Genomic DNA, 12,308 nt, shown 5'->3' with positions numbered 1-12,308 from the left:
TTTTGCTCACCCCGGGCGATTTTTCGTCGTTTTACGCAACCTATAAAAATCTTGGCCCCGTGAGAATCCATTTGCTTTTGCGTAAATTGAATAAGTTGTTCGTTTGTCGAAATGTGGTTCCAAACATGACGAACGCCCCCGCACGATCACCGGAGCGATCGTGCGGGGGCGTCGGCCGCGGAGTTGCGGCTGGGCTCAGCGAGACGGGGTCAGCTCGACTTCGTCCCGCCCGGGGCATCCGTCTTCTGCTTCGCCGGCGCGGATGCCGCGCCCGAGCGTCGACGGCCCACGAGGAACCAGGCGGCGACCACGGCGACGGCGACCACGGCGACGATGACCCACAGCCACGCGGTCAGAGCCCCGCCGTCGGCCTCGGCCGTCGACTGGGTCTCGGCCGTCGTGGCCGGCGCGTCGGCGAGCGGAACCACGGCCATGTCGACCGTCACCGTGGCTGCCTCGGGGGTCGTCGTCGTGACCGTCACGCTCCACTGCCCTTCGTCGAGGAACGGCTCCTCGGTGATCCAGAGGCCCTCCCCCTCGGATGACGAGATGAGCGGCACCGGCCCTGCCGTGCGGCCGTCGGTCGCCGTGGCGGTCGCCACCGGGTCCATGATCGCGTCGACCACGTGCTGGTCTTCGACGTACTGCGCTGTGAGGTTCAGCCCGCCCGCGCCGTCCGTCGACACCCTGAGCTCGTACGGACCGCTGTGCGCCTGCGCGGCGGACGGCGTCATCGCGAACCCGAGCACCACGAGCACGGCGCCGACGATCGCGGCCGCGACCCTGCGGCGTGTGGTTTGAGTTGGCATCGTTGTGCACCCTTCATCAGACAGGTTCTCCCCGTGAGCCTAGGCGGCCCACGGGGAGAACCCGTTCACTACTTCAGTGTTGCGTCAGTGCGACGGCTACTCCTGCTCGCCGAGCTTGCGTGCGCGGCGCACGACCAGGAGAGCTCCCAGTCCGCCGATCAGCAGCATCATCGCGAGCGGCAGCATCGTCTGCCACTGGTCGGCACCGGTGTTCGGCAGCGAGCCGCCGCCGTTGCCCGCACCGACGTTGCCTCCGTTGCCGGAGCCGTCGCCCTCACCGTTGCCGTCGCCCTCACCGGGATCGGTCGGGTCGACGATCTCCGCGGCGGTGACCGTGATGGTCGCGCTGCGGACCACCTCGGCGCCCTCGGCGTCGTAGACCACGATGTGGTGCTCTCCGACAGCGAAGTCGAGCGGAACCATGAAGGTGTCGCTGAACGCGCCATCCTCGTCGGTCACGATCGTCGCCAGGAGGATCGGCTCGGACTCGAGCCACACCTCGTACTCGGTGTTCGGCGCCAGGTCGGCGCCCGTGACGGTGATGAGACCGCCCTGTTCGACCGACTGGTCGTCGACCACGAGAGACGGGGTGGGCTCGGGCTCGGGCTCTTCCTCGACGGCCTCGAGGGAGACCGAGCCATCGGTGCTCACGTTGCCCGCCAGGTCGGTCGCGCGGAACGCCACCGTGGCGGCCTCGTCGCCGATCTGGATCGGGGCGGCGTAGACCGTCCACTCTCCATCGTTGAGCGCGTACTCGACCGTGTCGATCCCGCTGCCGGCATCCGTCCCGGCGATCGTGACGAGCCTGGCGTCGGACGCCGAGCCGGTCACCGTCGGGACGGTCTTGTCGAGCTTGACCGTGTTCGAGACCGTCGCGGAGTGGAACTCCCCTTCGGTGGCCCGAACCTGAACGGTGGTCGTGCCCTCGGCCGAGATGACGTATCCGCTGCCCACGGGCTGGAAGGTCTCGCCGCCGTTCGTCGAGTACTCGACGACCGGGCTGTCGCCGCTCGTCGAGGTTCCGACTGCGGTGACGGTGACGTTCTCCTTGTACCAGCCGTTGGCGTTGGCGTCAGCCGGGGTGAGGGTGACGTCCACCGTGAGCACCGGGTCCTCAGGGTCGACGGGGACGGCCGGAACACCGAGGGTGTTCTCGCTGCCCGCGTTGCCCGCGGCATCCGTTGCACGGTAGGTGATCGTCTGCTCGGTGTCGTCGACCGTGAACGGAGCGCTGTAGGTGACCCATTCGCCGGCGTCGATCTTGTACTGCACCGAACCGGGGCCGCTCGTCGCGTCGGTCGAGGTGATCGTCACGGCACGCTGCGGGCTGAGCGCTGCGCTCGCCTGAGGGGCCGTCTTGTCGATCTTGAACGACACCGACTCGACCTCGGTCGTGTCACCGGGAGCCGAGGCACGGTACTGCACCGTGTGCTCGCCATCCGCGGAGACCACGACCGGTCCCGTGTACTCCGACCAGTTGGCCGCACCGTCGAGCTTGTACTCGCGGTAGACCGTGCTGTCGCCGCCACCCGTCGTCTCGACGGTGACGGACACGTTCTGCGTGTACCAGCCGTTCGATCCGTTGGGCGAAGCGGGTGCGACGGTCGCGCTCACCTCGACGGGCTCGGGCTCGGGCTCCTCCTCCTCGACCACGTGGAAGTAGTCGAAGACGGCGGTGTTCGAGACCTGGCCCTGGTTGACGTTGCCGAGCGCGTAGAGGCCCACGCGTGCGGCTCCGAGTGTCGCGTTGGTCACCGTCTCGGCGATCTGCGTCCAGTTCTCGCCATCGACGCTCGACCAGCCGGTGAAGACGTCGCCCGACTTCGCGAGGCGCAGCCAGACGATGCCGCTGTCGGGCGCCGGTCCGTTCGGCTGCGGGTTCTGCACCACGCCGCCGATCTCGTTCCGGAGCTCGACGTTGCGGGCGACCGGCGAACCGGACTGGTTCGTCGAGAGGATGTCCATCTTCACGTAGTTGTCGTCGTCGCCGTACAGGATGAGGCCACCCTGCTGGTACTGGCGATCGAACGCCGACGCGTCGACCTTCGTCTCGATGACCCACTCGTCGCCCTCCGGCTGAGCCTGAACGATGAAGTTCGGCACGCCGGTGTCGCCACCGTAGATGTCGTTCGGAGTGGTGTCGATCTGGAGACCGCCATCCGCGACGCGGTAGCCGGCGGGCTGCTCGTTCACGACTGCCCAGCGGCAGCTGTTGAGCGAGGTGCCGTCGAACTCGTCATTCGGCGTCTCGGCCACGGCCGTGTCATCCGGAGTGATCGAGAACCAGTCGAAGTGCGCCTCGATCACGTCGGCCGGTGAGCCGTCGTTCGCGTAGGCCAGGAGACCGATCCTCGGGTTGACGATGCCAGCCAGCGGCTTCGTCTCCGGCATGACGGTGAAGCTCTCTCCGTCGGCCGAGTACGAGGCGTTCAGGTTGGTGCCATCACTCGTGAGGCGCACGTAGAACGTGTCGGGGAAGTCGTTGCCCAGTGCGGGCGAGTTCGACTGCGCTCCCTCGTTCGGCGTGCCATCGACCTCGCGGATCCACTGGATGACGCGCTGTGCGGCATCCTCACCGGTTCCACGACCCTGCAGAGCGACCTTGGCGTAGTTGTTGTCATCGCCGTAGACGATCAGACCGGCCTGCTGGTACTGGGTGCGAGCCTCCAAGGTGACCTTGGTGGTCGCCTGCCAGGCACCGCTCGGCAGATCCTGCAGGACGATGTTCGGCACCGTGCCGCCACCGCCGTAGATGTCCGTCTTCGAGGCCGGGATCACGAGGTGACCGTTCTCGACTCGGGCGTCCTGGTTGGGGCGGACGATACGGTTCCAGCGACCCGTGTCGAGGGTCGTGCCGTCGAAGCCGTCGGAACGGCCGGTGAGGCACATCGTGCTGCCGGGAGTGGCGACCGCGATGGTCACCTGCTTCTCGGTGTACGCACCCTCTGCGTCGACCGCACGGACCTTGAGCGCGTAGTTGCCCGGCGTGTCGTACGTGAACTGCTGAGTAGCGGTGCCGTTGACGAAGCCGTCGCCCGTGCCCTGATCCCAGCGGTAGGTGACAGCAGTGCCCTCGGGGTCGGCGGCCGTCGCGGTCGCGTTGACCACGAGGGGGGCGGAGCCCACCTTCGGGGTCGCGGCGAGCTCGACGGTCGGCGGCGAGTTGGAGTCGACGCCTTCACCGATCCAGTTCATGTAGTTCACGTTCACTCCACCCTGCGTGAGGATGAAGTAGATCTCGCCGGTTCCCGTGGGCAGCGTCGCCTGGTCGAAGTTCAGGGTGAAGTCCGAGTACTCCTGCCAGTTGGGCGTGCCGTTGCGATTCGTGGGCGTGAACGCGAGGTTGCCGAGCAGCTGGCCGTTCACCGGGTCGCCCCAGCGCACGGCGATGTTGCCGCCGCCGGCCGTTCCCTTGGCCAGGCGCATGGTGACGCCCTCCATGCCCTTGAGGTTGACGGGGGTGTACGACCACCAGTCGCCGCCCTCGACGTTGCTCAGGTTGCGTCCGCCGCCGGCGCTGTCGCCAGTGCCCTCGGTGCGAACGCCGTCGGCGTCACCGCCCGTGCCGTTCACCCGACCGGTCTGGTCGAAGTACTCGGCCTCCATGTGGGTCGCGTTGAGCACGTTCGTGCCGTAGCCGGTGAGCGGAACGCCCACCTGGCCGCCGTCGTCCTGATAGCTCGCGTTGACGACCCAGAACAGGTTCGCCTCGAGGCCGTGACCGGCGTCGCGCGCCGTCGGGAAGCTTCCCTCACAACCGTGGACCTCGTTGAAGTCGTGGTTGTGCGAGTCGTGTCCGAGTGCGGGAACCAGCGTGACCTTCTCGCAGTCGATCGGCGTGTTCGAGTCGGGGTCGGTGACCGTCACCTTGTAGGCGACGTCGTCGCCCCAGGTGAAGAAGCCTCCGTTCTCCGGGAACTCGATGCTCACCGTCGGCAGGGCGTTGCCCACGACGATCTGCACGTTCGCGATGGCCGTCTTGCCGTCTTCATCCGTCGCCGTCAGCTTCGCGGTGTAGACACCGTTCTGCGTGTAGGTGTGGATCGGGTCCTGCTCGGTCGAGCGGGGGGTTCCGTCTCCGAAGTCCCATTCGATCGTGTACGGCACGCCGACCGGGTGACGGGTGCCCTCCGAGCTGAACTGCACCTCGAGCGAGGGGCCCGGGCCGTCGGTCACGTTCGCCGAGGCGCGCGCGATCGGGGACGGGTTCGCCTGCACGTAGTCGACACGATAGATGCCGGAGTTCGCGGTGTTGCCGCCGAAGTCCGAGCCCCAGTCGATCACGTAGAGCGCGCCATCCGGGCCGAACTCGAAGTCCATCGACTTGTTGAAGCCCTTCGACGGGTCGAAGATGTCGGGCAGGATGCGGTTGATGTCCTGGATCTTGCTGTGGCGCTCATCCGCGGGGCCGTCCTCGTTGAGCTGGAACGAGAACATGCGTCCCGAGTTCCACTCGGCGAAGATCGCCTTGCCGTCCCAGTACTCGGGCCACTTCGTGTCCGAGTCGAGGTCGGGGTCGTACTGATACACCGGGCCGCCCATGGGCGCGCCGCTGTTGCCGATCTCCGGGTAGAGAGCCGTGGTGCCGTTCTCCGTCCACCACTCCGGCACGATGACCGGCGGGAGGTTGGTCAGACCCGTGTTGTTCGGGCTGTTGTTGACCGGCGCCGCCGGGTTGAACTCCGCGCCCGAGACCTGGGTCTCGAAGTTGAAGTCCTTGTAGCACTTGATGCCCACGCAGAGCGGCCAGCCGTAGTTGCCGGGCTCGTCGAGGATGTTCCACTCCACGGTTCCACCCGGGCCCCGGTTGGGGTTGGCGGAGCCGGCGTCGGGACCGTAGTCGGCGACGAGGATGTTGTTCGTGTAAGGGTCGAGACCGATACGGAACGGATTGCGGAAGCCCATCGCGAAGATCTCGGGTCGAGTCTTGTCGGCGGTGTCGTCGGCCTCGTCGAAGAGGTTGCCCTCGGGGATGGTGTACGTGCCGTCATCCTCGGGGTGGATCTTCAGAACCTTGCCGCGCAGGTCGTTCGTGTTGGCCGAGCTGCGCTGCGAGTCGTAGTCCTGACGTCCGGCGCGCTCGTCGATCGGCGCGTAGCCGTCCGACTCGAAGGGGTTCGAGTTGTCGCCGAGGGCGAGAACGAGGTTGTCGTCGTTGTCGAAGAGCATGTCTCCACCCGCGTGGCAGCAGGTGTTGCGCTGGGTCGTGACCTTGAGCACGACCTTCTCGCTCGCCGGGTCGAAGGTCTTGGTCCCGGTGTTGTAGGTGTAGCGCGAGACCCGGTTGTGGGGTCCGTCCTGCGGGGTCACCGTGTTCGGCGCCCAGTAGACGTAGACCCAGCCGTTGGTCGCGAAGTCGGGGTCGAGCGCGATGCCCAGAAGGCCGTCCTCGTTGCCCGTCGTCACGTTGAGGGTGAGCGCGGTGTTGCGGTCGAGGCTGACCGGGTCGATGCGCTGCACACGGCCGTTGCGCTCGGCGTAGAAGACCGAGCCGTCGGGCGCGATGTCCATCGCCATCGGGTTGCCGGTCTCCGTGTCGAGCGGAACGAGTTCGTAACTGCCGCTCTGCGTCGCGTTGCAGTCGCCGCTCACGGCGCCCGCAGCGGTCTGGATGCCGCCGAGCAGGTGCTCGAGGAACGCGGGGTCGGCGTACGAGGCGTCCGTGTGGCCGCCACCGGTGTACCACGAGGTGCCGCCGTCGTAGTTCTGGCACCAGGCGGTCGGGTGGTCGACGCCCATCGTTCCGCCCGTGTACGACTTCTCGTCGAGCGCGGCGAGAACGTGCACGTTCGTACGCGGGTTCGTGCGGAAGTTGTACCACTCGTCGAAGCGGTCCCACTCCTCGGGCAGGTGCGCGGTGGAGGGGTGCGCGTGGTCTTCGACCTTGACGACGGCGTTCTGCTCGGCCGGGTGGCCGGAGAAGTAGGCGCCGACGAGCTCTCCGTACCAGGGCCAGTCGTACTCGGTGTCGGATGCCGCGTGAACGCCCGCGTAGCCTCCGCCGTTCTGGATGTACTCCTCGAACGCCGTCTGCTGCTCGGCGTTGAGCACGTCACCCGTGGTCGACAGCCAGATCACGACGGCGTAGTCCTTGAGGTTCTCCGCGGTGAACGCGGTCGCGTCCTCGGTCACGTCGACCTCGAAGTTGTTCTCCTCGCCCAGCTGCTGGATCGCGGAGATGCCGGCGGGAATCGAGCCGTGACGGAAGCCCGCCGTCTTCGAGAAGACGAGGGCCTTGAAGTCGGAAGCCGGTACTGGTTCGGCCAGGGGGACGACAGCCGGCGCCGCTTGCGCGTTCGCCGGCGTCGCAGAGGCCAGGAGGCCTGTGGCCACCATGCCTATGGCTGCGATCGTCGCAACGGTACGTGACCGCCACGATCGCCTGGGTTGGACGACTCTGTTCAACGTGGTGTTCTCCTCGGTTACGGTTCACGCCTCGTCGATGCGGAGTGCTCTGAGAATCGACGGGACGAAGGGAGTACTCGTCTGGTCTCGTCGACCCGTACCGTGGGTGCGGCAGAAGGGTCACCGGTGACCGGACTCATGGGCTCGATCCTAAGGTCGCTATTTGTTGTAAGTCAAGCCAAATAACAGAAGTCGTTCACCGATGCTCATCTAAACGGCAAGCGCTCGGACAACTCCCAGCGGGATCACCAGAATCTCGGCACCTATACGGGTAAACCGCACATATAAGTCCGACCATTGATAAGTTGATCAATCAGAGATACTAGTCGCTCGCCATCCCTTTGTGGAATATGACGTTCCGCGAAAGCCGAAAAGCCACACGCAGCACAAACGTGCCCGTCTCGCGACGGATCAGCCGGCGGCGGTCGCGCCCTTCAGAACGGCGGCGACCTCGTCCGCCGTCAGCTGCACCCAGGGCGAGCCGTCGGGGTCGGATGACGCGGCATCCGGGCTCGCCCCCTGGTTCCACCACTTCGACTCGTACGGGGTGCCCTCGAACAGCACCCGGTCGCCGGTGTCGTACTGCACGGTCCCGCTCCAGTCCGGATAGGTTCCCGCGGGCAGGGTCGGCGGAGCATAGGGCTTCTCCCCCGGCAGCACCGGGCCGATGAGCGTCCACGGCGTCTCCCACTCGTTGAGCACCGGGTTGTCGGGCAGATCGCCGCGGGTCCACCACTTGGCGCTGTACACGTTGCCGTGCCAGACGATCTTCGTGCCCTCGAGGTAGGCCGAGGTCTTCGCCCAGATCGGATAGGGGCTCGTCGCGGGATCGTCGACGATCGGCTCGACCGCCTCGGAGGTCGTGACCGCCGGGGCGGAGAGGTGCGGCCGCCCGGCGAACCCGGTCGAGAGGATGCCCGCGAACGAGGCGTCGCCCTGATCGATGCCGCTGCAGGCGTCGGAGACATGGGTGAGGTCGACGTAGTTGGGCCCGCACGTCGCATCGCGATTGAGCGACCACAGCGACATCCTGCCGAGCTTCTTGTCCTGCGCGAAGGCGCTGAGCTTCTGGGCGTCGGCGATGCCGAAGACCTCGTTGCGCACGTCGTTCTGGCCCACCATGGGCGTCGCGCCCATCTTCGACCAGATGGTCTGGTCGCTCAGGGAGATGTCGGCGTTCGAGTACAGCTTCGCGAGCTGGCGGTGCGTCGCGTTCAGGGCGTCGATCGAGCCCTGGGCCATCGTCTTCCCGTCGAGGCTCGAGCCGTAGTCCATCGTCATGACGTTCACTCCGGCGAGGTCGACGCCCGCGGTGAGCATCTGGGCGATCGCGTCCGTCGCATCCTTCGTCATGCCGCTCGGCGCGACGGGAAGGGTGAGCCAGACGGCGAGGTCGCCGCCGGCCTTGCGCTTCGACGACTGCAGGGCGCTCACGGCCTCGGCTCGGCGCAGGCCGGCCGCAGCGTCGCTGAGGCTCGCCCCCTCGACGTCGAGGTCGATCGTCGTCAGCTGATAGCGGTCGACGACCGAGGTGTACGCCGCGAGGAGCGCGGCGGGGTCGGCGCACGCGGTCGACAGCTCGTCGTTCCGCTGGCCGCCGAACGAGACGATCGCGTCGCCGCCGCCCTGGCGCAGACGGGCGAGCTTGCGATCCAGGTCGAGCTCGTGCGAGGCGTCGTCGAGGCTGTAGGCGTCGCCCCAGCTCGGCGCGCACGGGTCGTCGTCGGATGCGACGACGAAGGAGAGCACGACGTCGCGTCCGGCCGTCGACGCCGGCGTCTCGAAGGGATAGCTCGGCGTCGCCGTGACGTCGACGTAGCCCGCGAACCACGGGCTCGCCGACTCCGCCTTCGCGGAGTCGAAGGCGTGGAAGCCGAGGAAGGCGCCCGCCGCGACGGCCAGGATGATCACGAAGGCGAGCATCACGCGCAGTGGCGAGAGCCGCTTTCCGCCGTGGAGACCGGTACGGGTCGTCTGAGTTCCGGGCGCGGTCATGCTGCACGGCTCCCCGACTCGGCGAGCTCGGAGGCACGGAGCACCGACGGGGTCACGCCGGCCCCGTCATCCGCTCTCGTGGTGTGCCCGTGATAGAGCACGGCGCGCCAGTCGACCGACTGGGTCATCGGCACGGCCAGGGGGGTCGGTGCGGCGACCGGAGATGTGCGGTCGACGTACAGCCACTTGGTGAGACCGAGCCAGATGTCGATGAGCGAGTTCCAGACGCCGATGTTGGCGAGGATCGCCCAGGTGGCGAACGTCGCGTTGAAGGCGGCGAAGGCCGCGTTGCCCCAGTTCTGCGCGTTGTAGTCGCGCCAGAAGGTGAACGCCGAGAACGCGACGATCAGGTAGGGGGCGAGCACGTAGAGCAGGGGCGCAGCGGTGCGGTTCCTGACCTTCGGCGTGCGGGCGAAGGGGATCTTCTTGCTCGTGATGGCCTGCTCGATCGATTTGAACACACCCGCGAGGTTCACCGGCAGGAGGATCAGGTTGAACCCGTAGATGCGGAAGATGTCGGTGAACTTGTACCCGCTGTAGCGCAGATCGCTGCCCATCGCGATGAAGTACGGCAGTGCCGCGAAGAGCACGACGGGGCTCAGCAGCCGGCTGTCGTAGGGGTAGACGAGAAGGAAGACGAGGCCGAAGCTCGCCCAGGCGATCGAGGCCATGTAGTTCACCCGCAGGAGCAGCTCGTTGAGCCCCACCGGGTTGCCCGCCTTCTTGCGGGCCCGCAGCTGCCGCCAGAACTTGGGCAGGATGAGCAGGCCGCCGTTCGCCCAGCGCCGGCGCTGCACGATGAGCGAGCCGAAGTCGGGCGGCGTCGCGCTGTAGCTCAGGCGCTCCGGGTAGTTGACGAGCGTCCACCCGTGCAGGCCGAGGTCGATGCTCGACTCGGTGTCTTCGATGACCGTGCGGTCCTGCACGTAACGACGCACCTCGAAGCCGCCCACCATCTCCACCTCGACGATGTCGTCGAGCGCGATCTTGCGGATGACGGCGTTCGCGCCGACCCAGAACGTCGCGCCGTAGTAGGTCATGCCCTGGTGCAGGATGTGCTGGATGTCGGTGGTCGCTCCTGCGAGGCGCTCGATGCGGGTGGGGGCGCCGCGGAACGAGGAGTACGGCGTCTGCGTGACCGCGACGCGCTCGTTGCGGGGCTGCTCGAGGAAGTAGACGAGCCGCAGGCAGTAGTCGCGCAGGAGCAGGGAATCGGCGTCGAGGGTGAGCAGGTACCCGGCATCCGGCACGACGAGGTCGGCCTTCTCGGTGTCTGCCACCCGGCGCAGGATCATGCCGTCGGGGCTCTCCTCTCGGCTGAAGCTGCCGCCCATCAGGCCGATGTAGGCGTTGAGGTTCATGGCCTTGTTGGCTTCGTGGCTCAGCGAGGCGAAACGCTTGCGCTCGAAGGTCTCGAGCTCTGCGGAGAAGATCCAGACGAGCCGGCGGTGCAGCTCGAGCATACGGCGCATCGACGGCGCACCGCGCTCCTCGGCGGCCGCCTCGAGGGCGATGGCGGTCACCATCAGATCGTCGGCGAGGCCGCCGAGCACCTGCTCGATGAAGAAGACGTCGACGTGGTCGGTGTTCTCCTCGGCTGCGGCCATCTCGCGCAGCCAGGCCGCCGCCCAGGTGTAGTTGGCGGCGAGCCTGCGCACTGCCTCGTCGGTGACCTCCGAGCCGATCTGGGCCTCGTGCTCGCAGAGCATGAGCTCGTCGGCGAAGCGGGTTCGCGGCTCACGCAGCTGCTCGGCGATCTGCTCGGTGATCGCGCGGGAGACCTCGAGCTGCCGGGCGACGGCGGGGTCTGTCGGGTAGGGCGGGTCGTCGAGCAGCAGCACGACGCGCAGGGAGGGGTACTCCTGCAGCGCGGCCGACCAGAGGGTCTTGCGCACGACCGAGGGCTCCTCGCTGTACGAGGGGACGAGCACGGTCATGTCTTCGTGGTGCTCGCCGAAGTGGCTGTCGAGCTCTGCACGCGGCACCCGCACGTGGGCACGGAAGCGCTGCAGTGCGCCCTGCCTCGCGACGAGGTACATCAGGGCGGAGAAGGTGAGGAAGGTGACGACGACGAGGTAGGAGACCGCCTCGGTCGTGAACCGGAAGCTCTCGGTTCCGTTGTTCAGGAACTGCCGCAGGATCGTCGACACCACGTAGGTGACCCAGGCGACGACCGTGATGACGATCGCGAGACGGCCCCAGGTGATCGTGGCGTCGCTCGGCCTGGCGTGAACAGTGGACAGGGGCTCGGTGCGTCGCTCGGCGCCCCACTGGCGCTTGCGGGCGGTCGAAGCTAGGGACTTCGTTGACATTGTTTCCTCGGGTAGGACGACGAATGCGGCGGGAGATCGAGCGTGCGGCGGGCATCGATCGCTCGCCGCGCGCATCACGGCATCGAGGATGCCCGGGCCGGCGCCGGTGGGTGCCCGCCCCGACTCGGGTGATCGGGTTCGGGTTGTGTTCGGGTTGTGTTCGGGTGTTCGTATTCGCTCGGGCTGCGCCGGCATCCGTCGTTCTGGGGGGCCGTCGCTGCCTGTTTTCGAGACATTACTCCGCTCTCACCGGAACTTTCCGAGGAGGGATCCGGCCCTTTCCGGGCCTGTCGGAGCACTCAGCGAGCGCCTCTCCGCTCGCCCAAAATCCCTTATGACCAGGGCATTTACTAGCACGAACGCACCTCGATCATCTCCCTTCCGCTCACAAAGTGCACCTGATCAGCGGATTCCTTCAGAGAAAACTGCGGAAATCCTTGGCCTTTCCACGGCCAACCGTTCGCAAAGGCAGCGGTGACACGCCGCGACGACGCGCGTAGCCTCGAGACATGTGCAGGAACATCCATACCCTTCATAACTTCGAGCCGGCCGCCACCGACGACGAGGTGCACGCCGCAGCGCTGCAGTTCGTGCGGAAGATCAGCGGCTCGACCAAACCGTCGAAAGCCAACGCCGAGGTGTTCGAGCGTGCGGTCGAGGAGATCGCGCACATCTCCCGCCACCTGCTCGACGACCTCGTGAGCACGGCGCCGCCGAAGAACCGCGAGGTCGAGGCGGCGAAGGCCAAGGCCCGCTCGCAGCAGCGTTTCGCGACCGCCTGAGCCGG

The 12,308-nt window shown here is 67.0% G+C and carries 5 protein-coding genes; 1 reads left to right on the top strand and 4 read right to left on the bottom strand.

Annotation, left to right across the window (positions count from 1 at the left end; all coding sequences use genetic code 11):
- Positions 1 to 209: 209 nt before the first annotated feature.
- The 4 genes from CLV54_RS17525 to CLV54_RS10975 form a co-directional block, all read right to left on the bottom strand.
- On the bottom strand, positions 210 to 809 hold the full coding sequence (locus tag CLV54_RS17525) for a hypothetical protein (RefSeq protein WP_157802929.1): 600 nt from the start codon (positions 807 to 809) through the stop codon (positions 210 to 212).
- 96 nt (positions 810 to 905) lie between these two features.
- Positions 906 to 7,145, bottom strand: coding sequence for a ThuA domain-containing protein (locus CLV54_RS10985; RefSeq protein WP_100344981.1), 6,240 nt, complete (start codon positions 7,143 to 7,145; stop codon positions 906 to 908).
- A gap of 480 nt (positions 7,146 to 7,625) precedes the next feature.
- Positions 7,626 to 9,209 carry a chitinase gene (locus CLV54_RS10980; RefSeq protein WP_100344980.1) on the bottom strand — a complete coding sequence of 528 codons (1,584 nt, stop codon included), beginning with the start codon at positions 9,207 to 9,209 and terminating at the stop codon, positions 7,626 to 7,628.
- Positions 9,206 to 11,521: a glycosyltransferase family 2 protein gene (locus tag CLV54_RS10975; protein ID WP_100344979.1), complete on the bottom strand. Its 2,316-nt coding sequence runs from the start codon at positions 11,519 to 11,521 to the stop codon at positions 9,206 to 9,208. Before CLV54_RS10975 ends, CLV54_RS10980 begins: the two co-directional genes overlap by 4 nt.
- A 509-nt stretch (positions 11,522 to 12,030) precedes the next feature.
- Here CLV54_RS10975 and CLV54_RS10970 point away from each other — a divergent pair.
- Positions 12,031 to 12,303, top strand: a complete 273-nt coding sequence (locus tag CLV54_RS10970; RefSeq protein ID WP_100344978.1) for a DUF2277 domain-containing protein — start codon at positions 12,031 to 12,033, stop codon at positions 12,301 to 12,303.
- Positions 12,304 to 12,308 lie beyond the last annotated feature (5 nt).

Source organism: Compostimonas suwonensis, from assembly GCF_002797855.1.
Classification (GTDB): domain Bacteria; phylum Actinomycetota; class Actinomycetes; order Actinomycetales; family Microbacteriaceae; genus Compostimonas; species Compostimonas suwonensis.
Note: the sequence above shows the minus strand (reverse complement) of the source record. Positions and strands in the feature narration are given on the sequence as shown.

Coding starts and splice junctions, on each gene's coding strand:
- CLV54_RS17525 (WP_157802929.1), bottom strand. CDS start 809: ATGCCAACTCAAACCACACGCCGCAGGGTCGCGGCCGCGATCGTCGGC.
- CLV54_RS10985 (WP_100344981.1), bottom strand. CDS start 7,145: ATGGTGGCCACAGGCCTCCTGGCCTCTGCGACGCCGGCGAACGCGCAA.
- CLV54_RS10980 (WP_100344980.1), bottom strand. CDS start 9,209: ATGACCGCGCCCGGAACTCAGACGACCCGTACCGGTCTCCACGGCGGA.
- CLV54_RS10975 (WP_100344979.1), bottom strand. CDS start 11,521: ATGTCAACGAAGTCCCTAGCTTCGACCGCCCGCAAGCGCCAGTGGGGC.
- CLV54_RS10970 (WP_100344978.1), top strand. CDS start 12,031: ATGTGCAGGAACATCCATACCCTTCATAACTTCGAGCCGGCCGCCACC.